Annotated in this window: 20 protein-coding genes and 1 tRNA gene; 12 read left to right on the forward strand and 9 right to left on the reverse strand. The window is 55.4% G+C overall.

The annotated features are described in order from the left end of the window. Window positions 1-31 precede the first annotated feature (31 nt). Window positions 32-313, reverse strand: coding sequence for an acylphosphatase (locus PSR63_RS20710; protein WP_274327581.1), 282 nt, complete (start codon window positions 311-313; stop codon window positions 32-34). A 261-nt stretch (window positions 314-574) separates the two neighbouring features. Here PSR63_RS20710 and PSR63_RS20715 point away from each other — a divergent pair, with 261 nt between their 5' ends. Beyond that, on the forward strand, window positions 575-1723 hold the full coding sequence (locus tag PSR63_RS20715; RefSeq protein WP_274327582.1) for a hypothetical protein: 1149 nt from the start codon (window positions 575-577) through the stop codon (window positions 1721-1723). On the opposite strand, the gene PSR63_RS20720 is transcribed toward PSR63_RS20715, so the two are convergent. Continuing rightward, entirely contained in the window at window positions 1674-2138 is a 465-nt protein-coding gene (locus PSR63_RS20720; RefSeq protein WP_274327583.1) for an NUDIX domain-containing protein, read from the reverse strand. The genes PSR63_RS20715 and PSR63_RS20720 overlap by 50 nt on opposite strands. 179 nt (window positions 2139-2317) lie before the next feature. On the opposite strand from PSR63_RS20720, the gene ftsH reads away from it, so the two are divergent. The 7 genes from ftsH (at window position 2318) to PSR63_RS20755 (ending at window position 12775) form a co-directional block, all read left to right on the forward strand. After that, the gene (gene ftsH, locus PSR63_RS20725; protein WP_274327584.1) at window positions 2318-4381 is read left to right on the forward strand and encodes an ATP-dependent zinc metalloprotease FtsH; all 2064 of its coding nucleotides are present in this window, start codon (window positions 2318-2320) and stop codon (window positions 4379-4381) included. Window positions 4382-4422: 41 nt separating this feature from the next. After that, window positions 4423-5565 (forward strand): ribosome small subunit-dependent GTPase A, encoded by a 1143-nt coding sequence (gene rsgA, locus PSR63_RS20730; protein ID WP_274327585.1) that lies wholly within the window; start codon window positions 4423-4425, stop codon window positions 5563-5565. Between the two features lie 239 nt (window positions 5566-5804). Continuing rightward, window positions 5805-8498 (forward strand): serine/threonine protein kinase, encoded by a 2694-nt coding sequence (locus tag PSR63_RS20735; RefSeq protein WP_274327586.1) that lies wholly within the window; start codon window positions 5805-5807, stop codon window positions 8496-8498. Window positions 8499-8675: 177 nt separating this feature from the next. After that, window positions 8676-10181 carry an ABC transporter substrate-binding protein gene (locus PSR63_RS20740; protein WP_274327587.1) on the forward strand — a complete coding sequence of 502 codons (1506 nt, stop codon included), beginning with the start codon at window positions 8676-8678 and terminating at the stop codon, window positions 10179-10181. An 11-nt stretch (window positions 10182-10192) separates the two neighbouring features. Continuing rightward, window positions 10193-11188, forward strand: coding sequence for an ABC transporter permease (locus PSR63_RS20745; RefSeq protein WP_274327588.1), 996 nt, complete (start codon window positions 10193-10195; stop codon window positions 11186-11188). Further along, entirely contained in the window at window positions 11185-12045 is an 861-nt protein-coding gene (locus PSR63_RS20750) for an ABC transporter permease (RefSeq protein ID WP_274327589.1), read from the forward strand. Before PSR63_RS20745 ends, PSR63_RS20750 begins: the two co-directional genes overlap by 4 nt. 298 nt (window positions 12046-12343) lie before the next feature. Then, entirely contained in the window at window positions 12344-12775 is a 432-nt protein-coding gene (locus PSR63_RS20755) for a hypothetical protein (RefSeq protein WP_274327590.1), read from the forward strand. A gap of 77 nt (window positions 12776-12852) precedes the next feature. On the opposite strand, the gene PSR63_RS20760 is transcribed toward PSR63_RS20755, so the two are convergent. Continuing rightward, complete coding sequence (locus tag PSR63_RS20760; protein WP_274327591.1) at window positions 12853-13791, reverse strand: aldose 1-epimerase; 939 nt, start codon at window positions 13789-13791, stop codon at window positions 12853-12855. A gap of 78 nt (window positions 13792-13869) precedes the next feature. Continuing rightward, entirely contained in the window at window positions 13870-14784 is a 915-nt protein-coding gene (locus PSR63_RS20765; RefSeq protein ID WP_274327592.1) for a hypothetical protein, read from the reverse strand. 279 nt (window positions 14785-15063) lie between these two features. Here PSR63_RS20765 and PSR63_RS20770 point away from each other — a divergent pair. Together PSR63_RS20770 and PSR63_RS20775 are read left to right on the forward strand one after the other, a co-directional pair. Then, a tRNA-Val gene (locus tag PSR63_RS20770) sits at window positions 15064-15137 on the forward strand. A gap of 74 nt (window positions 15138-15211) precedes the next feature. Beyond that, window positions 15212-15469 (forward strand): hypothetical protein, encoded by a 258-nt coding sequence (locus PSR63_RS20775; protein WP_274327593.1) that lies wholly within the window; start codon window positions 15212-15214, stop codon window positions 15467-15469. A gap of 59 nt (window positions 15470-15528) precedes the next feature. Here the strand turns inward: PSR63_RS20775 and PSR63_RS20780 are convergent, their stop codons facing one another. Continuing rightward, window positions 15529-16146 carry a hypothetical protein gene (locus PSR63_RS20780; protein WP_274327594.1) on the reverse strand — a complete coding sequence of 206 codons (618 nt, stop codon included), beginning with the start codon at window positions 16144-16146 and terminating at the stop codon, window positions 15529-15531. Window positions 16147-16487: 341 nt separating this feature from the next. Here PSR63_RS20780 and mutS point away from each other — a divergent pair, with 341 nt between their 5' ends. Beyond that, on the forward strand, window positions 16488-19082 hold the full coding sequence (mutS, locus tag PSR63_RS20785) for a DNA mismatch repair protein MutS (protein WP_274334222.1): 2595 nt from the start codon (window positions 16488-16490) through the stop codon (window positions 19080-19082). On the opposite strand, the gene PSR63_RS20790 is transcribed toward mutS, so the two are convergent. The 3 genes from PSR63_RS20790 to PSR63_RS20800 all read right to left on the reverse strand — a co-directional run bounded on the left by PSR63_RS20790 (window position 19079) and on the right by PSR63_RS20800 (window position 22825). Next, the gene (locus tag PSR63_RS20790) at window positions 19079-20509 is read right to left on the reverse strand and encodes a sulfatase (protein ID WP_274327595.1); all 1431 of its coding nucleotides are present in this window, start codon (window positions 20507-20509) and stop codon (window positions 19079-19081) included. The two genes, mutS and PSR63_RS20790, sit on opposite strands and share 4 nt — an antisense overlap. 88 nt (window positions 20510-20597) lie before the next feature. Further along, a complete protein-coding gene (locus PSR63_RS20795) occupies window positions 20598-21836 on the reverse strand; it encodes an NAD(P)/FAD-dependent oxidoreductase (RefSeq protein ID WP_274327596.1) in 1239 nt (412 codons plus the stop codon). A 20-nt stretch (window positions 21837-21856) separates the two neighbouring features. After that, entirely contained in the window at window positions 21857-22825 is a 969-nt protein-coding gene (locus PSR63_RS20800; RefSeq protein WP_274327597.1) for a proline racemase family protein, read from the reverse strand. 244 nt (window positions 22826-23069) lie between these two features. Here PSR63_RS20800 and PSR63_RS20805 point away from each other — a divergent pair, with 244 nt between their 5' ends. Then, on the forward strand, window positions 23070-25724 hold the full coding sequence (locus PSR63_RS20805) for an AMP-binding protein (RefSeq protein ID WP_274327598.1): 2655 nt from the start codon (window positions 23070-23072) through the stop codon (window positions 25722-25724). Here the strand turns inward: PSR63_RS20805 and PSR63_RS20810 are convergent. Further along, window positions 25721-26620, reverse strand: a complete 900-nt coding sequence (locus tag PSR63_RS20810) for a hypothetical protein (protein WP_274327599.1) — start codon at window positions 26618-26620, stop codon at window positions 25721-25723. The genes PSR63_RS20805 and PSR63_RS20810 overlap by 4 nt on opposite strands. Between the last annotated feature and the right edge of the window lie 45 nt (window positions 26621-26665).

Genomic DNA, 26665 nt, shown 5'->3' on the forward strand with positions numbered 1-26665 from the left:
CAGAGGAAAAGGCTACTTCGCGAGGATTGGATTAGTACTGGATCTCGAAAGTCTCAAATTCGTTGGTAGGTTCCGTCCACTGGCATTCCACGTCACTGATGTATTCAAACATCCGGTCACGAATGGAGGCCAGGAAGTCGCTACATGCTGTTTTGGTTCCCTCGGCGACGATTTCCACATTGCCGCTGGGGAGATTCTTCACCCAGCCGACCACGGGAAACGACTTCGCAATCTGCGTGGCGGATTGTCGGAATCCGACACCTTGCACTTGTCCGGAGACGACCACATGCATGCGGGTTGACTCTTCCGTCATGTCACCACCCTCTTAAGAACCGTGCGATAGCAGTAGCAAGCCATCATCTTAGTTCACACAAGGGAAATCAGCTAGGTGCTGAAACCCTATACGTGGCAAGATGTTGGATGGATCGCGCTATTAAGTTTTCTTCATCGCTATTGTGCGGGATTCACCGAATAGTGGGGCTTGGAATCCCAGAAAACCAGTCCCAAAGGGTGGCGAGGGGGCCGAAATCTGAGATTGACGTTACCGCCAACTCCTTGGTAGCGTCTCGCCACTATGAAAAACACCATCCTTACGATCGCCCTCGTTTTCTCTTTCGTGACGGCTCTTTGGGGCCAACCGCCGATTACGGCGCCCTACGAAGGAGTTCTCGTTCTTACCAATGGGAACGCCATGCGGGGGAGGATTACGCAGGAAGGCGAGTTCTATTCGTTGGCGATCAATGAAGACTCCGTCATTCGAATGCCGGCCGAGCGGGTCGCGTTTGCTTGCCGTTCGCTGGAAGAAGCCTATTTGCGGCAGAAGGCACGCGTCGGAACGACAACACTCAGCCATCACGTCGAATTGGCCAACTGGTGCCTGGGGCTGGAGTTGTGGCAAGAAGCCGCATACCACCATGCAATCGCGATGCGTTCGGGGCCTGACGATCCCGATGTGGTTCGCTTGGATCGCCTGTACCAGGTGAAGTTGAACGAACGAAACAACCACGGCCAGGTCAAGACCGTTCAATACTCGTTGCCAGTGACCCGACCTCAGCAGATGCTTGACGAGGTCGAAAGCGATCAGCCTGATCCGTCGCTTCCACCGCAAATTGTGCGGTACTACACCAGCACGGTGCAGCCAATCATGCTCAACAGTTGCGCCGCGAGCCGTTGTCATGCTGAGAATTCAGAGAATGCGTTCCGGCTAGTCGAATTCGAGAACGTTCGCTCGATTCCTCAGCGGATGACGGTCCGCAACATGAATGCGGCGCTCAATTTCATCGACTACGAGCAACCTCATAAGAGTCAGCTACTCGTCCAGAGTGGAACGCGTCACGGCGATGGAACTTCTCCGAACCTATCGCCTCAGCAGCTACGAGCCATCCAGGCATGGGTGTACGCAGCTTCCCAGGGAGCCAAGCCATCGCGAAATCGAGTCGATAATTCGATCGTCCCGGCATCGTTCAATGCCCCAGCGGACCTTCCGAAGGCGTTGGCCGATCCTGGTCCGGCGATGTCGAAACCCCTCCCGGCGACTCCGGCAAATCCCGTTTTCGGCGGCAATGCCAATGCGATGATGGGTGGCCGCGAGCGTCCTTATCGATCGATGCCTCAGAAGGGCGTGCCGAAGAAAGAGAAGCCTGAGGTTCGCGACGAATTCGATCCGGAGCTTTTCAACCGGAAATTTCATCCCAATCGGGAGGAACCGCTATTCCAGGAATAGCGAACGTCGATTGCCCCCAGGCCACCAAGAAGTCTCTATTGCTGGAAAGTAAATCGGGATCCCGCAAAAGGACCTGCGGAGTCAGCCACCGCGTTTCGGCCACTTCGGCGTCGTGGATCACCAGTTGGGCGTTTTCTTCCAGGTGCGCATGCCACCATGCGACCGATGTTCCCCAGGCCGTTACCGTTTCGTAAAGTCGTGTCCCGGCAGTGGCGGCCACTCCAAGTTCTTCCCGGATTTCCCGAACAAGAGCCTGTTGTTCCGATTCGCCGTGCTCGATGCCGCCCCCCGGGAAGCAGACCTTGCCCGGAGCGACTACCTGTTGGCTGCGACGAATCGTTAGAAACGTGTTATGGCGGAGAATCACCCCCACCACCGCTCGTTTTCGAATCGGGACATTGCTCTTTCGAGGCATGATAGTCGGGTAGCCCCTTTTTACTTAAGTTGTTTATTCGCAATAATTATTGGCGGTTCACCTTAGGCAGGGCGATTATTCGTACCGCCCCCGCCCCGGGAACCTATTAACTGCTACAATGTAGCGGCGTATAAAACGTTAAAGAACCGTGAACTTGTCCGACTGCAAAGGATAATTGCATGGCGGAAAATCCGCGTAACGAAGATCAGCCCAATGAACGCCCCAGTGGAGGAGGCGGCATGCGGCCTAATTTTACCGTCGTCGCACTGGGCATCTTGCTCGCTGCCGTCGTCTTGATGCTGATCTCGACCGCTGACTCTCCTTATACCACGCTGAAAACTTCCGAGTTTGAAGAGCAACTCAAAAAGGGCAACGTCGAAAAGGTCGTCCTGGGAGACATGGAAGCCCGCGGCGAACTGAAGGTCCCCCTGATCGCCAAGGAGACCAAGGACGGCAAGGAAGTCGACAAGCTAGATTCCGACGGCAATCCAGTGAAACGCCCCAAGGCGTTCCGTACGCGGATTGCTGCGCAGGACTCGCCGGCCTTCCAAGCACTCACGACGATGCTTGTCGACCAGAAGAAGAAGCAGCCCGGCCTGAGCTGGGACTACGACAACTCCTCCCGGGCCATGCAGTCGATCATTTGGATCGTCATCATGCTGCTGCCGCTGGTGTTTCTCTTCATCATCTGGAACAGCTTCCGCCGCAGCCGCGATCAAATCATGGGTGGCGGCTTCCTTTCTGGTTTCAGCAAGAGCCCTGCCAAGCGATACGAAGCAACCCGCAAGGCAGTCACGTTCAAGGACGTTGCCGGTCTGGAAGGGGTGAAGAGCGATCTGCTGGAGATCGTCGATTTCCTTCGCACTCCGGAGAAGTTTGAACGTCTCGGCGGGCAGATCCCCAAGGGTGTGCTGTTGGTGGGCCCTCCAGGTACCGGTAAAACCCTGTTGGCCAGGGCGATCGCCGGCGAGGCTGGCGTGCCATTCTACGCAATCAACGGCTCGGAATTCATTCAGATGTTTGTCGGTGTGGGTGCCAGCCGCGTGCGTGACCTGTTTAAAACCGCCAAGGACAACAGCCCCTCGATCATCTTCATCGACGAAATCGATGCGGTCGGTCGTCAACGCGGTGCGGGTCTGGGTGGTGGTCACGACGAACGGGAACAGACGCTCAACCAGATCCTCAGCGAGATGGACGGGTTTGTCCAAGGCGAGACGGTCATCGTCATTGCCGCGACCAACCGCCCTGACGTGCTGGACCCAGCATTGCTTCGCCCAGGCCGTTTCGATCGGCATATCACCGTCGATCGACCAACCCTGAAGGGACGTGTCGAGATCTTCAAGGTCCACGTCCGTGATGTGCCGTTGGCAGACGACGTGAATATCGATCGCCTGGCCGCAGGTGCCGTGGGGCTGACCGGTGCCGATATTCGCAACCTGATCAACGAAGCGGCCCTCTGGGCGACGCGACAGGATCGCGATGCGGTGACGATGGAAGACTTCGAGTATGCCCGCGACAAGATCTTGATGGGTGCCCGGCGTGAAGAAGCGTTGGTGGCTCGCGAGAAGGAAAAGACCGCTTACCACGAAGCGGGCCACGCGCTGCTTTCGTGGCTGCTGCCAGGCGTCGATCGCCTACACAAGGTGACGGTGATCCCGCGCGGTCGAGCACTCGGCGTGACGCAGACGCTGCCCGAAGAAGACCGGATGAACATCAGCGAAAGCGAACTGTACGATCAACTGGCCTTCATTCTGGGCGGTCGGGCTGCCGAAAAGATTGCCTACAACGAACTGAGTGCCGGGGCCGAGAACGACCTGGAACGGGCAACCAAGATGGCTCGTCGCATGGTAACCCAGTGGGGCATGAGCGAACGCCTGGGACCGGTCAACTATAAGATCACCGACGAAGATCCGTTCCTCGGCCGCGAAATTCACGAGAATCGCCACTTCAGTGAACACACGATGCAGATCATCGACGACGAAGTCGCACGTATTCTGCACGAAGCCCACGACAAGGCAATCGATGTCCTGACCACCAACAAAGACAAACTGATCAAGCTGACCAATTCGCTTTGCGAACATGAAGAGCTTTCTGATCAGGAAGTCGAACAGTTGATCGGTCCGTCGGTCCATCGATCGAAAGCGAGCAAGCTGAATTCCGAAATGGAAATCGCATCGAACGGGCACGCTGCTCCGCCTGCCGAGATCAACACCGATGACCTGAAGGCAGAAGAGTCCAACTAAGTTTCCTCTCACGCAAACCAAGAGAGAGGACCAGAGCTTTCATGGCGAAAAAAGGTAAGGGCCAGCAAAAACGCCGCGTAGAGTTCCGTAAGAACCGTACCCAAAAAGTACGGCAAGGGGACATTACTAAGCGTTTCAACCGAGACGAATTCGACGTCGACAAATCGGTCGGTCGCGAACGCATCTCGGGCAAGGGCGAACTCAGTCGTAAGCGGACGATCGTCACCCAGGAAGGTGAAGATGGCGAAATCGGCGACAATCTCTCGATTCACGTCGATAAAGAGACCTGCCTGGCTGGACGTGTGCTGCGAGTGCAAGGGCTCATTAGCGAGGTGGAAGCCCCGGATAAGTCGGTCTATCAGTGTGCCACGCGACGCTTATTGAAGACGATGTCAACCGACTCGCGGCACGTGGTGGCAGCCGGCGATCACGTCTGGTTTCGTCCCAGTGGCGAGAGCGAAGGGATCATCGAGAGCGTCGAACCTCGCTACGGGGTGCTTAGTCGCACCAGCCGCAATCGTCAGCATATCATTGTGGCCAACGTCGATCAGTTGATCATCGTCGGCAGCGCGGCCGAACCGGGGCTCAAGCCCAACCTGATCGATCGTTATCTGATCACCGCCGAGTACGCCGGCATTCGCCCAATCATCTGCATCAATAAGGTCGATCTCTTGGATCCGGCCGAACTGCAAACGATTGTGGGCGTTTACGGTAGCCTGGGGTATGAAGTCCACCTTGTTTCGGCCATAGAAGAGATTGGCATCGAGCGGCTTCGCCAGGCACTGCACGGTAAGGATACGGTTTTGTCGGGGCAGAGTGGGGTCGGGAAGTCGTCGCTCTTGAACGCCATCGAGCCGGGACTAAACCTTCGCGTGAATGCCGTGAGCCGCGAAAATGAAAAGGGAAAGCACACGACCACCACGGCTACGCTGATTCCGCTGGCGACCGAAGGGCACGTGATCGATACGCCAGGGATTCGCCAGTTTCAACTGTGGGATATTATTCCCGAAGAAGTGGCCGGGCTATTCCGTGATATTCGTCCATTTATTAATCATTGCCGGTTCCCTAACTGTACCCATACGCACGAGGCCGATTGCGCCGTGAAGAATGCGGTCGCCGACGGAATTCTCGATACCCGGCGTTACGAGAGCTATTGCCAGATATTCGCCGGCGATTCTGCCTAAGTGACTAGGATGAGTTGCCTCAGGCTGGGGGTGGTGATGTTGGGACGATTAAGCCGATATTTACGCTCAGGTGACCGTGATCCCCGTATCAACTGGGCGATCTGGTAAACTTTTAATGGAGAGAATTCTCCGCTTGGATACAATATTCAAAGGATGTTGCACGGCTCCTCATCACCCCGGCCGTGAGCGCTGAAGCCCACTTTTCGCCAGCGCTAATCAGTTTTCAGGCAACGAGATTGATGCCCGATTCCCCGAAAGATTCCGACGATTCGCAAGCTCGCGGCAGCGGTCCATTCGCGCCGTCTTCGGGGGACGTATCGGATCCGCGCGGAAGCGATTCGGCGACGGCCGATCATCTGCCTGACGGGCGAAACTTTCTGGAAGAGCCTCCCACTGTCATATCGAGCAAGAAGGGAAGCGTCGGAGAGTCGAACAGTCGCAGCTATTCAATAGCCGAACTCACCCTTGGCAAGGAGTTGGTCGGCCAGACGCTGGGGCACTTCCAACTCGATGCGTTTGTCGGGGCTGGCGGGATGGGGGCTGTCTTTCGCGGACACGATACCCAGCTCGATCGCCGTGTCGCGGTGAAGGTTCTTTCCGGTGAACATAACACCAAGGAAGACACCGTCCGCCGCTTCCGTAACGAAGCCCAGAGCGCGGCACGTTTGGATCATCCGAACATTGCCCGGGTCTATTACGTCGGCGAAGACAAAGGGTGGAACTACATTGTCTTCGAGTTCATCGACGGAACGAACATCCGCGATGAAGTGGAGAGAAACGGTCCTCTCGAAATCGAACTGGCCGTCAGTTACCTCGTTCAAGTTGCCGAAGCCCTCGACCACGCTGCGACCCGCGAAGTGGTGCACCGTGACATCAAGCCGTCGAACATACTGGTCGACTCTCAGCACCGGGCCAAACTGGTCGATATGGGGCTGGCACGTTTGCATCAGGTCAACTCGCAAGACAGCGACCTGACCGCTTCCGGCATGACGCTCGGTACGTTCGACTATATTTCGCCAGAACAAGCTCGCGATCCACGCAGTGCCGACGTCCGTAGCGATCTGTATTCGTTGGGTTGTACGTTCTTCTTCATGCTCACCGGTCGGCCTCCTTTCCCGGAAGGGACAGTGCTGCAAAAGCTTTTGAGCCACAGTGGGGAAGAGCCGCCTGATCCGCGCGAGTTTCGCGCCGACGTACCGGACGAAGTCGTTCATATCCTTAGCCGCTTGATGGCGAAGAACCCGAATGATCGTTTCCAAAAGCCAGGCGAATTGATTGCGGCGGCCCTGCTGCTGATCGATGAACTGAACCTGGCCGCACCGCACGTGACTTCGGCCGTCTATGTGCCAACCACCGAACAGCGTAGCACGGTGATCGAGCGTCACCTGCCGTGGGTGATGCCGGCGATCATTTTGGTTGTCGTCGTTTTCGTGTTGGAAGCGATCTGGACAGCTCAGGATGACAGCTTCATTTCCGAGCAGCCCATTTTTACGAACGCCTCGGAAATGCAGCCGATTGTGCCGCCCGAGAGACCATCCGCCCCTGACTCGGAAAGAGTGTCTGGCAACGGGACAGGCACCGGTACGGTCACCCCAATCGAAGATACAAAGCCGATTCCGGTAGAAAGCCCAAAGGTCGTTGAAGATGTTACCGGCGGTAGTAAGCCGCTGACGCCAGATTCAACGACAAAGGTTCCAGCCGTTGCCAGTGACGACACGGCTCCTATGACCGATGGTGGGGCATCGACACAGCCAGCAGCGGCGAAGAATGTCGTTACCGTTCCGACCGATGCGGCGACCCTGTACGAGGCCATCGCCAAGGCCCAGGCCGACCCTGGTCTGGATACTATTGAACTGAGATACTCAGGCGAACTTGGTGTCGAACGACCATTAATTTTAGATAGCGCCAGTCTCACGATCCGTGCGGCGGCAGGCTATTCGCCGGTAATCGTCTTTCGACCACAAGAGTTTGAGCCGCTCGACCGGATGATTTTGGTCAACTCGAATAAACTGACGCTCCAGCAAATTCACGTGAAGATTGCCTTACCGCCGGTTTCGATGCGGACTTGGTCGCTATTTCGACTGGAGTACGCCGAGTTGGAACTGGATGGGTGCCAGGTAACCGTTCAACGCGACGACGAAATGATGATTCCCGAGGCGCTTCGCCGTGCGACTTCGGTTGTTTCAGCTTTGACGCCCCAGTCAGAATCGGCGACACCTTCCACGCTTAGCATGTCACGCTATAGCATCGTCCGCGTGAAGAATTCGATGGTTCGTGGCGAAGGCAGCTTGATCCGCACCAACGGTCAGCAGCCGCTGCGAGTTAGTTGCGAGAACAGCTTACTGACAATGTCCGGGAATCTGCTGAGTTCCAATTCGACGGCAACCACCAATGAAGTCAGTGGTATCGTCCAGTTCAAGCTGGCAAGTTGCACGATCGACACCGGTGGAAGCGTATTCCAGCGAGAAGGGACCTGGGCGATTCCCCTCAAGGTTCCGATGAACGACTGCATCGTCACGTGGGGTAAAACGAAGCCGTTCCTCTTGCAACGAAGTTCGACACAGTCGATCGAGGAACTGACGAAGTCTCTCGACCTGGAATGCGAGGACAACGTCTACTTCATGGGGACGGCGTCGCGAGAAATGATGCTTCTCGAATCGACCGCCGGGATGAGCGGCAAGACTTCAGTGGACTATACCCGCTGGAAAACAATGTGGGACGATCTTTTTTCTGAACCGAGCGAATCGGTGTGGGCGAGCCCTTTGCCGACGGCCACTACGTACTCGAAACGAATGCCGATGGACTACCTTCTGCTCGACGATTTCAGCGAAAACCCGGCTGTTCGACCGGACGAACGCAACGCCGGCGTCGATTTTGCGGAGCTTTCGCCCCTCGCAGGAGCGAGCAGTACCGGGTCGCCGACTACAAATTGATCGTTTGAGTCGTTCCGTTCAGGTTGCCGTCTGGCACGCTCGAATTGTAGAATCGGGCTTTCTCAATCATCCGAAGCCGACAACGTGAATGGCCGCATGGAATTTTCGAGAGCTTTTCAGTCAAGCTGTATTCTTTTCTGTTTTAGTTTTTTAACCGCCTGCGGTGGCGGTTCGCCGATGGTTACCGATACGCTCATCTATGGGCGCGGTGGCGATGCGAACGCCCTGGATCCCGTGCACACCGACATTGGCGAATCGGTCAAAGTCATTGTGAATATCTTTGAGCCGCTGGTCGCGTACGACGAAGAGACGCTCGACCTGGTTCCTGGTGTGGCCGAATCTTGGGAAACGAGCGATGACGGGCTCGAGTGGACGTTCAAATTACGTCCCAACGTTAAGTTCCACGACGGGACTCCCTTGAACGCCGAAGCGGTCGTCTTCACCTTCGAGCGGATCCTGGACCCCGATCACCCGCATGTGCACAGCAACATCATCCCGTATTACTCGAGCTACACACAGATCGAGAAAGTCGAAGCGGTCGACGACCTAAAGGTGAAGTTCACGCTCAAACAACCACAAGCGACGTTTCTCGCCAATATCGCTATGTTCCCTTCTGGGATCGTCAGTCCGACGGCGGTTAAGAAGTACGGTGCCGACTTCACGCGTCACCCGGTAGGCAGTGGCCCGTTTCAGTTTGTGCACTGGAAGCCCAAGCAGGAAATCGTGCTGCAACGCTTCGACGACTATTGGGGAAAGCCGGCCGGCGTGAAGCGTGTTGTCTTTCTGCCGAGCGAAGAAAGCTCGATCCGCGTGACGCAGCTCAAGCGAGCGGAGATTCACATTGCCGACAATCTTCCTCCCTCGGAAGTCGATGGATTAGAGAAAATGCCTGGGATCGTCGTGCAGTCGACGCCAGGGATCAATATCGGCTATCTCACCATGCAAACTCAGAAGCCGCCGTTGGATAAGCCAGAGGTGCGTCAGGCCATTTGTTATGCCATCGACCGCGATCGTTTGATTGAGGTCGCGTATGCCGGGCACGCGCAGAAGGCGAAGACGATGGTTCCGCCAACGCTGTGGGGGCATAGCGACGACGTCCCCGGACGCGAGTTCGATCAGGAAAAGGCGAAACAGCTTCTAGAGGAAGCCTCGAAAAAGTATGGCTTCGATTTACCGCTGAAGCTCGAACTGTTCGTCATGGACCAGCCGCGGCCTTACATGCAACAGCCTCGGCAGACGGCGATCTTCATTAAAGATGCTTTGGAGCAGGTCGGTTTTCGGATTGAGATCATCACCAACGATATTGGTCAGCACTTTCAGCGTATGACGCGCGGCGAGCATCAGCTAGGGCTCAGCGGCTGGAGTGCTGATATTGCTGATCCGCATAACTTTCTGCATACACTGCTGCATTCCGATAACATCAACGATATTGGCGGAAATAACCTGAGCCAATACAAAAACGAAGAGGTCGACAAGCTCTTGGACGCGGCCCAGTTTGAACTCGACAAAGAAAAGCGGACCCAGCTTTACAAGCAGGCCCAGCAGTTGATTTTTGAGGATGCACCGGTGTTGCCGCTGGTTCACGTGCCGGTGCGGATTGCCCAACGCGACTTTGTGGAAGGGTACAAGCTACATCCTTCTTCGCAAGTTCGCTTAAAAACTGCTCGTATCTCGGAGCAGTAATTGTGTGGGCGATGCTTGTTCGACGACTGGCCCAGGCCGTCGTCACCATGTTGATTGCGGTTTTGGCTATCTTTGTGGCCGTCCGTGTTCTTCCGGCCAATCCGGTCATTGCCCAGTTCGGTCAGCATGCCGTTCCGGAGAAGATCGAGAAGGAGATGGAAGAACGCGGCTGGAATAAGCCGTTGTGGCAGCAAGCGATCGCGTTTGTAGGCCAAATGGCTCAAGGCAACTTGGGCGAGTCCTTCGCTCGGCCCGGCGAAAAGATCAGTACCCGGTTAAGCCAGGCCGTTCCTGCTACGCTGGAACTGACTTTCGCAGCCATGCTGATTGCGATTCCTGTTGGCGTTGCCGTGGGAACCGTTGCCGCGTTGTGGCGAAACTCCTGGCCTGATTGGATCTCGATGGCCATTGCCCTGTTGGGTGTGAGTATCCCCGTCTTCTTTCTGGCAATCTGTTTGATTGTTGCCTTTCCTTCGATGCCCACTGGCTACCGGCTGCCGCCTGGTACGTTTCATGATCTGCATACCGAGTTTTACTTTTTTGAATCCCTGCTGACGGGGCAATTTCAGTTGGCGGCGATCAGTGCCCGGCACCTGGCATTGCCGGCGATCGCGTTATCAACCATTCCCTTGGCCGTTGTTTCTCGCGTCACGCGGAACAGCATGCTGGAAGTCTTTGATGCTGACTATTTACGAACGGCTCGTGCCAAAGGGGCCAGCCTATTGCGGGTGATCGTCCGACATGCGTTTCCTAACGCGTCGCTCTCGGTGCTCAATATTGTGGGCTTCCAATTGGGAATGCTTCTTTCCGGAGCGATCCTTACCGAGACAGTCTTCAATTGGCCGGGGCTCGGCCGATATGTCGTCGACGCCATTCGTGATTACGATTATTCGGTCGTACAGGCATGTGCGTTGGTTTTGGCTTGCATCTTTGTCACGTTGAACCTGACGCTGGATGTGTTGTTTCTCGTCTTCGATCCTCGTTTGCGTGAGGGCAATCGAAGTTGAGTTCCGCCACGTATGAACTGACGTACACCGCGCCATCGATTCGCAAGCGGCTTTTTCAAGTCCCCGGGATGTGGATCGGGGGAGGCTTGATCTTTACGTTTGTGTTTTGTGCGATCTTCGCTGGCGTGATTGCTCCGTATGGTCCCGACGAACGAGACGGAAAGAACCAACCCCCCAGTACTGCGCATTGGCTGGGGACCGATACGAATGAAAAAGACGTTCTGACCCGGGTGATTTACGGCTCGCGTCTTTCACTGATCGCCAGCGTCACCTCGATCAGCTGCGCGGTGGTGATTGGGGTTGGCCTGGGATTGCTAGCCGGATATCGAGGGGGCCGAACCGATATGCTGGTGATGCGGCTGATCGATATTTGGCTTTCGTTTCCCAGCTTGCTGATTGCCTTTCTCGTGATTGCCGCCATGCGGCCAGGCTGGACTGCCGTGATATTAGCGGTGGCGCTGATCAATGTGCCTGTGTTTGCCCGTCAGATTCGTGCCGAAATGCTTTCCCTCAAGCATGCCGCCTATGTCGAAGCGGCCATTGCGGCGGGAGCATCGCCGTTCTACCTGGTGGTGTTCGTTTTTCTGCCGGCGGTCAGTGGCACGATCTGGGTGCTGGCAACACTGGGGCTGGGGCATGCCATTCTGGAAGTGGCTGGCCTCTCATTTCTGGGCATCGCCGGCGATCCGTCGAATGCCGAGTGGGGGTCGATGCTCGTCGAAGCGAAGGGGGAACTGCATGTGACGATCTGGCCGGCAATTGCTCCGGGGATCGCCATTTCGCTGACGATCCTGGGGTTCAATCTGTTCGGCGACGGGCTGCGGGAGCTCTTGAGCCGACGCACGAGAAGCTTCTAAAACGTCCAGCCGCTAGCGAGAAGTTCAATTTTCTCGTAAAAAATCGAACGAATTGCCAATTCGGGACGTAAGTATCGACGTGAATTTGAGAAGAATGCGACAAGAAATTCACAGAATAGTCCGGTTTCACCTATTCAGGTTCTCGCTTGCTTGACACGTTAATCTCGTCGAGCTTAACTAGAAGGGTAGGTTGAGATCTACGTAAACTACCATCTTCCCGCCGTCGAATATCCCACCTGCGACGGTACGAATTCCAATGGACTGGGCGGCGGGTGTACTTTGCTTGGAGAGACGATTAATGAAGAAACTCGCGTTGTGTTTGGTGGCCGTCGTTGCTGCCTCCTCGTACTATGCTACTCCTGCTTATGCGGTTAAGGCTTTCGCAGACGCATTTGTTGAGAAGTACAACATTGCTGAGCCTACCACCGATACCGAAAAGGAATTGGCTGCTGCCGTCAAGGAAGCCAAGTGCAACCTTTGCCATGGTGGTAAGAGCAAGAAGATCCGAAACGAATACGGCGTCGCTCTTGGTGAATTGCTGGACAAAGATGATTACGGCACCAAGCGTCGTAAGGCTGAACCAGAAAAGGTCCAAGAAGAACTGTTCGCCGCTCTGGACAAAGTCGCTAAGGAAAAGTCCAAGTCGGGCGAAACCTTCGGTGAAAAGATCGCCGCTGGTAAGTTGCCAGCCGCTGAAGGCACCGACGTTGAAATTGAAGAAGACGAGTAAGCTTCAATTCATTGCGAATCCAAAAGAGAGCCCCGTTCAATGGACGGGGCTTTTTTTATGCGCTGATCGATCGCTTGCTACTTCACGCGAATGCGGACGGTTGTCTCGAAGGCATCACCACCTGCCAAGACACGCAGGCCTCCATCGTAGCCTTGTCGCCGCAGCTGAAAGGCATCCGGAATACAGGTATACGGTTCGATGCAAAAAGCTTCGCGATGGCCTGGGTTGTACAGCACAACCGACTCGAACTGATCGTCGAACTTCTGCTCGATGGTTCGGCCTGAGCCGGGGTCGTGAATGGAAGTGCTGCAGATACCATCCTCGCACTCGAGTCCGCCGAATCCGTTGTCGAACTGAGTATTCTTAAACAGCATTGGATCAAACGGATCGGAGTCGCGATTGAACTGGTTGCCGCTGGCCAGTTGGTCTTTGAACTCCCATGAGAAAGTGAACGGAACAACGATCTCGCAATCGTCGGCGGAATCTCCCCCGATCGGTACGTGGAAGTAAGGATGGGTGCCGAGCCCAAACGGAAGAGGCTTGGTGCCTGGGTTCTCGACACGATAGGTACCTGAGAGTGTCGCCCCAGAGATTTCGTAGGTTGCCTGAATCTTAAAATCAGCCGGCCATTGTTCCAGAAGCGCGGCATCGTCCCTAGAAGCTTGGAACTCGGCGGTAACCTTCGTGTCGGTCTTCTCGATCACGCGCCAGGCACGATTAAAAACGAATCCGTGAATCGCGTTTCCTCGTCCGTCCCCCTCGGGAACCGTGAACTCGCGGTCCTCCCAAATGAGCTTGGTTCCTTTTAAGCGTCCCGGGAAGGGAAAGAGGATGGGAATGCCGCTGCTCGAAGGGCGCGCCGTTCCCTCGACGAAATCTTTAGTGGACCAAAGGACGTCGACCTCTTGTTCGTCCACCTTGGCGACAAACTGAAAACAATTGAATCCAAACCCTGGGATAATCTTCGCGAACGAGCCGGTGGCCGGATCGCGAATCTCGATGACTTCCAAACTCATGGAAAAGACTTCTTCGTTAGGTGACTCAATTTTGCTTTGGGAACGATGATGACCGCCAGACAGGCAAGGCTGCGTTTCTCAGCGGCTTAACAACATGGTCGCGGTCATCAATACAATCGTTCCTCCTAGTGTCATGAGGGCCATGTTCGCTTTGCGCCGGCTGCGATCGAAAAAGGCGAGACCCGCGAGATGGTGCATCAGCCAGAAAGCCAGACCGACGCTCAGAGCAAACATGGCAGTACACAAGGTATCACCGCCCATCAGACGCGATTGCTGAGCGGAATTCAAGGTGGTTGTTAACACAAATCCTACCGGAATCTGCAGAAGTGTCGCGACTAGCGCGATCGTAAACGCGATACCAGCGGTCGATTCCCGTTCTTCTTCGGTAAGTTTTCTCAGGCAAGCCAGCCCTGTAATCAGACCACTAACAGCGAAAGAAGCCAACCAGAAATGAAGCGTAAACCAGATGACTTCTCCATTGAGAAGGAGCGATCGAAACTCGCCGGAATCGATCTGCGAATCGGCTTCGACTTCTCCTCGGGCAATCAGTCCGAGGATGGTGAAGAGTGTCGGGAAGTGATACAGCAGGTTGGTCGCCGCCAGAACTGCGAGGAAACGCGAGAGGAGACGTTGCCAGAGACGGGGACGTTTTCCGAATCGCCACCAAGCCAGATAAGCAATCATACAGACGAGAGAGAAACCGATTTCCCAGAATCCGAAGGTGATCTTCGACTCCCAGACGCTGTTGACGGCCTCGAAGTAAACTTCGTTCCCCTCGGACCAAATCAGAAAGCCTTGGATCAGTCCCACGAAGATCCCAAGAAACAGGGCCAGGACCGACCACCACCCCAACGTGCGTCCCAACGCGTCGATGCGTTCGCTTTCCAAACGCCGGGATCTTGCGTCGAGCCAGATTGCCAAAATAGGCCCCACCGAGGCAACGTTCATCAGAATGAGATGAATCGACAGGGCGATTATCCGCAAGTAAATCAACGAGAACTCCTGATCCAATCAGCCATTTCGAATGATCGTTACCCTCTATTGTTGACTAAGCCGCAACAAGAAAGCATTGGAAGTTGGTTGTACTTCATGTTTTCCGGCGTGAAAACTGCATCCCAGAGGGGAGTCGTGCCGGTAAATAGCCCGCTGCGGAGCAATCCGGCAGCATCACCGGTAAAATATGTTGATTTAATCGGCTATTCAGGCCCTTGCCCGCCATTCGGGTGTCATGTTGACGAAGTGAAAGTCCGATTGTTAAATTGTGCGATTCCCGGGCGATTAGCTCAGTTGGCTAGAGCGCTTGCCTTACAAGCAAGATGTCGGGGGTTCGAGCCCCTCATCGCCCACTTTTTGCACCCGTAACTCGCTTTGAGTTATGGGTCTTTCTATGCGCTGTTTGTGTGAATAAGGACATTCGGACATGGACGAACGCGAAGAATTGTTGGCAGCTGCTTGTGAAGAAAACTCCATCTCGATGGAGGATCTTACTGAGCAATATGGTCCCGAAAGCTTTGGAAATCACGAAGCCGTCGACCGTATCTACGTGACGGAAGCTACCTGGAGCGAGCATATCGCCAGTCACCCGGCAATTCTGCTGGATGCCGAGGCATATGAGATGGCTGTCAAAGTCAGCGAATTGATGGCCGAGCTCTACAATCGCATGTCGGCAAAAGACTAGCCGACCTTTTTCTAACACTGAGAGCCACAGCATCCAAACGAGCGGTGCTGTGGCTATTTTTATTCATCATCCGTGTTGTACTGATGCCGCGTCTGAGCAATTTCTTTACCGGCATGAAGCTGGGCAAGAGCATGCTGCAACATCGCCGGCAAGCTGGACTCTGGCAGATCGTCGGTCGAGAAGATCTGGGCTTTGCAGTTGGGCAGGTTCTCCAGGTCTCCACCAAATTCGTCCGCGTCGACAAAGAGCATAACGCCAGTCTGCCGGCGGACGAGCATTTCTTCCATGAACTCGATGGGAGTTAGCTCGGCCAACATAGCCTCAAGCTTGTTGTTTGCCGCTTTGATGCGCTGGGCTCGGTTTTTCTTTGCCCATTCGATCAATTCCGAGAGTTCGCGTGCGGAAATATCTTCCTTGAACTTGATGCCGAGCTTTTTCCCCTCCCTTTTCTGTGCTTCCGAGGCAACGGGAGAGTTTCGCAGGATTACGGTCGAGTCGCCACGTTCCTTGTCACTCGACTTCTTTTTCCGATCAGAATTGGCCGCAGCGTCCAAAGTGGGGACACGAATGGCGTGTTGGCAGCCAGGGCACGAGATCTTCTTGCCGGCATACTTAGGCTTGGCTTTGATCGTGTTTTTACAGTGTTTGCACTTAAAGCGAATCAGGTCGTCCGGCATCGTTTACCCCCGGCACTCCCGGTTAAAGTCACGCGTTCCCTGGGAAAGGCCCCGTTTTTCTCCGCCACCTTGCAGCACCTGAGTTTAGATAGAGCCATCAGTCGAACGTATCGTTTTAGGGTGATGTTCGGCTGAAAACAGCGAATTTGGCGAAGGATTACTGTTTCTTCACACTTGCTTCGATTTCCCCTCACGCAGTTGCCCCTCCTGCATCGCCAGGGCTTCGCCTGTTATCTTAATTTTGTGGCGTTTTGCCCCCGGCAAGCGAGATCCTTCTTGTGGAAGGAGGATCCCGCTGGAAAGCGTAATCGGCAGGAAAACGATAGGTTGTGAAGATGGCGATGACCCCAATGATGCAGCAGTACCACGAAGCAAAGAATGCTTGTGGTGACGCGATCTTGCTGTTCCGCATGGGTGACTTCTACGAATTGTTCAACGATGACGCAGTCACCGCTTCTAAAATTCTGGGCATGACCCTGACCAGCCGAGACAAAGGGGAAAACGCTACCCCGATGGCTGGCTTCCCGCATCATCAACTCGACTCGTACCTCGCCAAGCTGATCCAGCAAGGGTACCGCGTCGGTATTTGCGATCAGGTGGAAGACCCCAAGCAGGCCAAGGGGATCGTTAAACGCGAAATCACACGTATCCTTTCCCCTGGCACGCTTACCGACGACTCGCTATTGAGCCCCAAGGAAAGCAATTTCCTGGCCGCCGTTTTATGCGAAGGGGAAAACGCTGGCATTAGTTGGATCGAACTATCGACTGGACGGTTTCTGGCGGGAGTTTTTTCGGCCGCTCGGCTCGCTGACGAACTGGCGCGGATTGCCCCTTCGGAGTGTTTACTTTCCGAAGGGACCGACGCACTGCCGAAGCACATGAACGGGCAGTTCCTGCAGACGCAGCGTCCGGCCTGGGCGTTTGGCGGGAAGTCGGCTGACGAGAAACTGTCGAAGCACTTCGAGATCAAGAGCCTGGATGGGTTCGGCTTTGAAGATGGTGACCGCCTGGCGGTTCGAGCGGCCGGCGCGATCCTCGATTACCTGCAAGAGACTCAGCGTGGCTCGCTGGAGCATGTGCAGACACTGGTTCCTTACCGTCAGACCAACTCGGTCGAGATCGATGAAGCAACGCGACGCTCGTTGGAGCTTACGCGCACGATCCGCGATCAACGGCGGGATGGAACACTGATCTCCATTCTCGATCGCTGCCGCACACCGATGGGCAGCCGCTTGATGGCGGATTGGCTCGGTAGCCCCTTGGCTTCCGTTCAGCCCATTTGTGATCGGCATGATGCGGTGGAAGAACTCAAGAACGATCTGTCACTGTCCGAATCGCTCGGCGATGCCCTCGCGGGCGTCTACGACTTGCAGCGGCTGCTGACACGAGTCACCACCGGCCGGGCAAGTCCTCGTGATCTCAGCTTCGTCGGACGCACCCTGGCTAAGCTTCCACGGATCAAAGCGAAAGTCACTTCGCGAAAAAGTAAGCTGCTGGGCGAGATTGAACACCAGATTGATCTGTGTCCCGAGGTGCATGACACGTTGACTGCGGCCTTGATTGACGATTGCCCCCTGACGACGGCCGATGGCGGGTTCATTCAAGATGGTTACAACGCCAAGCTGGACGAACTGCGAGGGCTTGCCGCCGGCGGCAAGCAGTGGATTGCCAATTACCAGGCCGAGGAAAGCAAGAAGTCTGGTATTCCCAACATGAAGGTGGGCTTCAACAAAGTCTTTGGTTATTACATCGAGATCACGAACACCCACAAAGAAAAGGTTCCCACCTATTTCCATCGTAAGCAGACCCTTAAGAACGCCGAGCGATATATCACGCCGGAACTTAAAGAGTACGAAGAGAAAGTTCTGTCAGCCGACGAAAAAGCGAAAACGCTCGAATACGACCTGTTCGCGGAACTTCGAGAACTGGTCCAACAAGCAGCCGACCGACTACGCAGTACGGCGACCGCTCTGGCCAACCTCGATGCGTTGGTGTCGCTGGGCAACCTGGCACGCGATCGCAATTACTGCCGTCCCAAAATGGATGATGGCAAAGAGCTAGCCATTGTTGATGGACGGCACCCGGTGCTCGACGTGACCGAAGAAGCGGGCACGTTCATCCCCAACGATACGATGCTGGGCGGAGAAGAGGTGGATGATATCGCCATTATCACCGGTCCCAACATGGCAGGTAAAAGTACCTACATTCGCCAGGTCGGGCTGATTGCGATCATGGCTCAGATGGGAAGCTTTGTCCCGGCCAAGGAAGCCCGGGTCGGCATCGTCGATCGTGTATTCGCCCGCGTCGGTGCGAGCGATGAATTATCGCGGGGGCAAAGTACGTTCATGGTCGAGATGACCGAGACGGCTCGGATTCTCAACACGGCAACCGAGCGCAGTCTGGTAATCCTGGATGAAATCGGTCGAGGAACCAGCACCTACGACGGCGTTTCGTTGGCTTGGTCGATTGTCGAATACATTCACGATCGGATCGGCTGCCGAACCTTGTTTGCGACGCACTACCACGAACTGGCCGACTTGTCTCAGTCGCTTGATCGAGTGACCAACCTGAACGTTGCAGTGAAAGAGTGGGACGATAAGATCATCTTCCTGCACAAGATCGTCGCTGGAGCCGCCGACAAGAGCTACGGAATTTACGTGGCTCGCCTGGCCGGTATTCCCAACGATGTCAACGAGCGGGCCAAGCAGATCCTGACTCAGCTCGAACAGGAACACCTGGACCCAGATGGTCAGTCGAAGATTCGTCCGAAACGCGATCGCCATCCCAAGACGGATCTCCAGTTGACGCTGTTTGGGCCGAGTGAGCATCCGGTCGTCGACGAGATTCGCCAGGCCGATCTCAGCGGTATGACGCCACTGGATGCTTTTCAAAAGCTGATCCAGTGGCAGAGTGAACTAAAGAAGCCGATGAACTAGGCGTCTTTGCGATGCGTGGGCATCTTAGCCCCGGTTTCCTTACGCCACGCTTTCAGTTTTGCGTGCATCTTGGCGGCGAGATCTGGCTTCTTAGCAGCGAGATCGTTTTGTTCGCTGATGTCGTCGGCCAGATTGTAAAGCTCGAGATGGCCATCTTCGTAGAACTCGATCAGCTTCCAATCCCCTTCACGAATCGCAGCTGACGGCGAACCGCCCTGATTGCCGTAGTGAGGGTAGTGCCAGTAAATCGCACCGCGATCGAGATCCTGTCCCTCGAGAACCGGGGCGAAGCTCATGCCATCGACCGTCAGATTCTTAGGAACTTCGATTCCTGCGATTTGCAGCATGGTGGGGAAGAAGTCGACACTGCTGACGTATTGCGATGTCTCGGTGCCTGCCTTGGTAGTGCCGGGCCAGCGAACGATCATTGGTTCGCGAATGCCCCCTTCGTAGATCCAGCCTTTGCCACCGCGAAGCGGCAGATTACTGGTTGGGTGACCTTCCGAAGTCGACAGGCCGCCGTTGTCGGACATGAAAATGACGACAGTTTCATCCGTCAGACCTAGCTCGTCGATGCCGTTGAGCACCTTGCCGACTGCTTGATCCATGGCGTCGACCATGCCGGCGTACACGGCGTGTTCCTGAACGAGACGGACTTTGCGTTCCCCTTCTTGTCCCCAAATCTCGCCATGCTTAAGCGTTTCCTTTTTCTTCTGGTACTTCTCCTTGAGGTCTTCACGAGACATCAACGGGGTGTGGACTGAATAGAAGGAAAGGTAAGCCAGAAACGGTTCGTCTTGATGCTCGGTCATGAACTTGACGGTTTCAGTGGCCAGGCGATCCGGCAAGTGCTCACCGGCGGGGCCGTCTTTCAAACGAGGATTGCCATAAGGAGAGAAATACTTCTTCCCTCCGTAAGGGCCGCCCCGGTCGATGCCTCCTTGGTTGACGTCGAAGCCTTGGTGTTCAGGCCAATACTGCTCGCCACCTAAGTGCCACTTCCCGGCGAAGAAGGTCGCATAGCCGTTCTGTTTCAGGAGTTCCGCGATCGTGGTTTCGTCATGGGCAAGCTGCATTGCGTAAGGTGCCGGCAGCATCTTGGTCTTGCGGTTCCAACGCTCAGGCTGAGCAGCGCCGATGTAGTCGGTAATGCCCGTTCGGGTTGGGTAGCGGCCAGTCATGATGCTGGCACGCGTCGGCGAGCAAACCTGGCAAGCCGCGTAGGCATTGGTGAACTTCAGCCCGCTTGCGGCCAGCTTGTCGACGTTAGGGGTCTCGTAAAACGAACTTCCGTAGCAGCTCAAGTCGGTCCAGCCAAGATCATCGACGAGGAAGAAAACAAAGTTCGGTTTGCGTTCTTCGGCGGACGTCGTTTGGGGTGCCAGCAAAAGCGCCAAAGCAGAAAGCAAGATCGCAAGCGTTCGCATGGGAAGTATCTCGATACGCGGAAGGTAATTGGAAAAGGGGAAGACGGGGTCGAACCCTATTGTGGTTTAGGTTGGTGGGTGCGTCAAACTAACGCAGTCGGTACGGCTGTGGGTCGATATGTGGGGCTAATCCATCCAGAAGCTGCCACGCCAACTTGCCGGTGCCAGCTCCCATCGAGAGTCCCAGCATGCTATGTCCGGCGGTGATCAACACGTTATTGAATTTGGGGGCAAAGTCGATGTACGGCAGATCATCCGGTGTCATGGGACGCCAGCCGTACCATTCTTCGTAGGTCTCGTCAGTAAAAGGTTCTTTGAGATAATGCGACGCACCCTTCTTCAGCAGTGCCAGACGCTTGGTATTGATGCTCGCATCGTACCCGCCAAACTCCATCGTAGACCCAAGCCGATAGCCATCGTCAAAGGGGGTCACGCCGACGCGGCTCTCTTCCAGGAGCATCGGGATCTTGGGGCAGATCGACGGCCTCGCCATGGTAATGGAGTACCCTTTGCCCGGTTGAATTCGCAGCGCGCAGCCCAGTTGGCGATTGAAGAAAGGGCTCCAGGCACCGGTGGCCACCACGAAGCGGTCTGCCGCTAGTTCTTCTGTGCCGCAGCGAATCGCTTTGAGCTTGCTTCCTTCACCGACAAAGTCAGTTACCTTGTGCTCTTCAAGAACCTTCACGCCCAACTGCTCGAGAATGGTCTTCCAGGAACTGAGCAGCCGGTCCGGGCGAAGATGGGCATCGTGGGGATAATGCCAGGCTCCGTACACCTCGTCTTTCAACGCAGGCTCAAGCTTTTGCAGTTCTCCGTCGGCATACGGAGTCGACGTCACGCCGAACTCTTCGGCGACCCATTCACTCAGCTCGGCAAACTCATCGAAATGGTGCTGGTCTTTGAAGACAAAAAGCAGGCCACGTTTTTCCCAGTTGCAGTCCAGTCCCTCGCCTTCGATCAATTCCTGGTAGAGTTCTCGTGACGAGCTTAGCAGGGCATGCTTACCACGAGCGGCCTTCTTCATTTGCTTCTCGTTGCAGTTCCACCAAAACCGCAGGAGAAAACTCCAGAGGGAAGGGGAGATCCGCGGGCGAATGTAGAACGGCGACTCACTGCTGAGCATCGACAGCATCGTCGGTCCGATCAAGCCTGGCTTGGGAATCGGTGGTACGTGACTCGGAGAGACGTAACCACAATTCGCATGGGAACAGGCACCGCCGTGGCGGCCTTGATCTACGATCGTGACTTTATGGCCGGCTTTGGCCAGGTAATAGGCGGTCGCTGTGCCAACGACACCACCGCCAATCACAATGGTCGAGCTACTCAACGTGGGGTGCTTTCAGGGATTCAGGGGCATTGCTTCTGACTAAAGCCGAAGGTGAGTGGGTCGGTGGGATCGATGACGACTTTCGTTTCCGCCGTGACGAAGGCCTCGCCCATGATGCGAGGAAGAACTTGATCACCTTGCCAGACATACGAACCTTCAAACAGGCTACCCGTGACCGACTCTTGACCCCATATCTGACCAGGTTCCAGCTTACCGGCCGCAGCCAGACAGGCAAGCTTTGCACTGGTTCCGGTACCGCAGGGGGATCGGTCGTACTCGCCGCCAGGGCAGTCGACATAGTTCTTTGCCTGGGCGTCTTCTCGACTGGGCGGGCCAAACAGTTCGACGTGATCGATGATGCCGCCGTTCTCGCCGCCAATTCCCTCGGCATCAATGGTGTTACGAATCTCGCGGCAACACTTATCGAGTTCGGTTAGGTTACTCAGCGTGATCTCTAAGCCGTGATCGGCACACAAATAGAACCAGTTTCCTCCCCAGGCGATGTCTCCGGTGACCGTTCCAAAATTCTTTGTCGTCACCGGGACGTTCGTTTTGTAGCGATAGCTGGGAACATTCACGAACGAAACTCGATTGTCTTCATGCAGCGTAAAGACCACGTCCCCTGCGATGGTCTCCAGCAAGTGTTCGCCGGGCGAGATATTGCCCAGGTAGGAAAGCGTAGCGGCGACACCGATCGTACCGTGGCCGCACATCCCGAGATAGCCGACATTATTGAAGTAAACGACCCGGGCAACCGCTTCCGGGTTATGAGGCTGAAGCAGAAGCGCGCCGACCATCGCTTCATATCCGCGAGGCTCGTGAGTCAACGCGGTCCGCATCCAGTCGTGGTGCTGTTTCAGCTCTTTAATCTGATCGGCAATGTTGGTTGTGGTAAGCTCGGGCGAACCTCCGATAATGGTTCTTGTGGGTTCCCCCCCGGTATGGGAGTCGATGACGCTCAATTCAACGCGGTCTGTCGGCAAGGCCATGTTGCATGGTTTCCATTAGGCGATATTCAAAGGGATCGGGGATGAATCCATACATATCATAAGGCGCAGGAAGCGGAAATCGAAGCGGGATAAGTCTGGATCAATCTTTGTAGATATGCACAATTCGGAGTAATTTAACTACCAGGGCAATTCGATTTCCTGCGAGATTGCCCCAAGCCATCACGTTTCACGCGTAAACCGTAGACACTGAGCAAGTATCTGTGAAATCAAGGGTTCGGCTATTATGGGAAAGTGGATTCAATCGCTTCTCTATTTCCTCGTGCGAATAGTCCTGCACCGCCGCTATCAAGTGGAAGTGACGGGGCTTGAGAAGCTGGAAGGCCTGGAAGGCCCGATCCTGGTTTGGCCGAACCATCCGGCATACATCGATCCGCCGACCGTGCTAAGCCATCTTCGTTTTGGGAAGTCGCTCCGCCCGTTGGTTTATACTGACACGTATCGCAGCCCGATCTTCTATCCCATCATGAAGATCGTCGACGCGTACGAGGTTCCTAATCTGAAGTCGCATAGCCGCGACGCACATGCCAAGACAACCGAACTGATCGAGAAGGTTGCTGGCGAACTGAAGCAAGGACAAAACTTCCTGATCTATCCCAGCGGCCGTCTGCAACGCCAGGGATATGAAATTGTTGGTGGAGCGCGAATCGCCTACGAACTGTTGGAACGTGTCGACAATGTGAATGTCGTACTGGTCCGCACCCGCGGTTTGTGGGGCAGCCGGTTTGGTTGTGCCCAGGAAGGAGACGTTCCGACGCTGGGCAAGAATGCGTTGGCATCGCTGTTTTGGGTGTTCGCCGGCCTATTCTTTTTCTTGCCCAAACGCAAAGTGACGATCGAAGTCGTGCCCGTCGATCGCGACTCGCTGCCGATGGAGAGCAAGTCGGCCCTGAATCGTCACCTGGAAGCGTTCTACAACGCCGATGGTGGCGAAGAAGCCACCTTCGTGCCATACAACTACTGGTTTGGCCCTCGCGATTTCGACTTCGATGCGGTCAAAAAGAAGTCGGCCGTCGACGTGAGCGAGCTCTCGCCCGACTTGGTTGCTGAGGTTCACGAGATGCTCGAGAATCGTCTGGATCGAAAGCTTGACGATCACGAGAAAGATCCTGGCACAACGCTGGATCTAATTGGCCTGGATAGCCTAGAGCGTATGGACCTCGCATTGGAGCTCGAACGTCACTTCGGGTTTCGTAGCGATCATGTGCCGGCAACCGTGGGCGAATTGTGCCTGTTGGCTGCTGGGCAGGCAATTAGTGACGAAAAGCCATTAGATGTCCCTGAGCATTGGGATGATGCTCGCAAGGCAGACTCGGACCATCCGGAAGTTCTCGCGGAGACGATCGCCGAGGCGTTCGTGCGTCGGGCCATCAAGAGTGCCAATAATCCAGCCACAGCTGATCCACTTTCCGGTTGCCTGAGCTATCGCAAGCTGTTGATCGGAGCGACGCTGTTGGCTAAGCGAGTTGCCAAACTTGATGGCAAAGCGGTCGGCGTCATGTTGCCGGCTTCCGTGGCAGCGGACTCGGTTCTGTTGGCATCTGCCATCGCGGGTAAGTTGCCGGTAATGCTCAACTGGACGACCGGACCGGCAGGCCTCAAGCATGCCGCCGAGAAGCTGGAAGTCAAACACGTCATCACCTCGCGTCGGTTCATGGACCGCTTGGGAGTCGAGATGGATGGCGTCGAGATGTTCTACTTGGAAGACGTTCGCGAGGACATGTCGACCTTCGAGAAACTGAAGACCCTGGTCGCCACCTACATCGCTCCCGGTTCGTTTCTGCGAAATCTGCCGCAGCCTGGCGTTGATGACCCAGCCGTCGTGCTGTTCACGTCAGGTTCCGAAAGTCTTCCCAAGGCAGTTCCCCTTTCGCACAAGAACTTGATCGCTAATATGCGTGGCGGCATCGATCATATGAACTTTCACTGCAGCGATACGCTGCTGGGATTTCTGCCGCCGTTTCATAGCTTCGGCCTGACGGCGACCTCGCTGATGCCGCTCTTGGCTGGCATTCGTGTCGTCCATCATGCCGATCCGACCGATGCCCGGATGTTGGCACGGGTTATTGCGGCTTACAAACCCACGCTGATGTTCGCTACGCCGACGTTCCTGCAGTACATCGTGAGTAGCAGTGAGCCAGGAGAGCTTGAGTCGCTGCGGCTTGTGTTGGTCGGGGCTGAGAAGTGCCCGCCAGCACTCTACGAGCGAACGATGAAGATCTTACCCAAGCTCGATCTGCTGGAGGGATACGGAATCACTGAGTGCAGCCCGGTCGTTTCTGGGAACCGACCCGGCAACAACAAGCCAGGCACCATTGGTCTGCCGATCAACTGCGTCGACACGCTCGTGGTTCACCCCGAAACACACGAGCCACTTCCCCAAGGAGAGACTGGCTTGCTGTTGATACGAGGCGACTCGGTCTTCCATGGCTACTACAAACATGACAAGCCGCAGCCATTTTTAGAGGTCAATGGTCACCAGTGGTACAACTCGGGCGATCTGGTTTCGAAGGATGAGGACGGCTTCATCGAATTTCGTGGGCGTATGAAACGCTTCCTGAAAATCGGTGGCGAAATGGTGAGCTTGCCGGCGCTAGAAGCCCCCTTGGCCGAAAAGTTCCCTGCCGACGAAGAAGGGCCCAAGGTCGCAGTCGAGGGAATCGAACAGGATGATGGACGCTGCATTGTGCTGTTCACAACCGAAGAGATCACTGTGCGTGAGGCCAACGATTGCTTAAAGGCAGCTGGTTTTCATGGGATCATGCGATTGGACGAAGTTCGCAAGGTCGAGGCGATTCCGGTGCTCGGAACCGGAAAGACGAACTATCGGCAGTTGCGAGCATGGATTCAGGAAGGGAACGAGGTGACATCGGAGTCTTAGTCTGCGGTGATCAACTGGATCACTTCGTCACGACCTGAAACCGAGCCAACCAGTAGTCGCTCGCCAGCATCGCTCGTTTCGTGCATCGCCGTCACGCGAACCTTGTCTCCTGGGACAAAGCTCATTTCGTAGCCAGTGTGATAGGTCACAAGTGGCGTTCCGTCGGTGGTCTCGTACGCCACAGGGTAAAGTAGGCTGTCATCGCGGCCGCTGATTTCAAGCTCGCATTGCCGGGGCTCATGTGCCTGAAACGGAGTCTTCCTCGCAGGGATCCACAGCAGTTCTTCGTCGGTCAGAACGCCGCGAATACTAAAACGTGTCCCGCGATAGAATCCTTGGTTGCCCTTGCGCTGCAGCATGACCTCGAAGGTGCGATCATCCACGCCTGGGGGCCGCTGGATGAATTGCTCGTCGATGTGTTCGATATCGTCGAACTCGAATAGCTCATGGGATGTAGTGAGGAAACGCGCGATAACTTCGCTGCCATAGATCACCAGGTCGATGTCAGAGTTTTCGTTACCGGTGCCCCACAGCAGAGAATCCGTAATACCGATCTCGGATGCCGGAACCTCACAGTGCTCGGCCAGGATGTGGATCAGATCCACGGACAGGGCAAGCAATTCGGATGCGTGCTCCTTTTCGTCCAATAAGTGTCGCGTACGCTCGAGCGGTTTTAGGTGCTGTTGGATTTTGTCGATGGGAACACGTATCTTGCCGTCGACATACGCGGGAAAAGAGTCACGCAGGTACTGGGCTGCGTCATGATAGCTTTCGACCCACTTCTTGCCGTTTGCATATTTCAATCCGGCTGTTACAAATCCCGCATCGTGCTGGTCCCCAAGAATATTGAAAATCAGATCATCCGGGGTCAGCAGATAGTCTTTGTCGCGATACATGAAGCGGCTTTCTCGTTAGGGTACATCCCATTGTAAACCGTGAGC

The organism is Bremerella sp. P1 (assembly GCF_028748185.1).
GTDB lineage: Bacteria > Planctomycetota > Planctomycetia > Pirellulales > Pirellulaceae > Bremerella.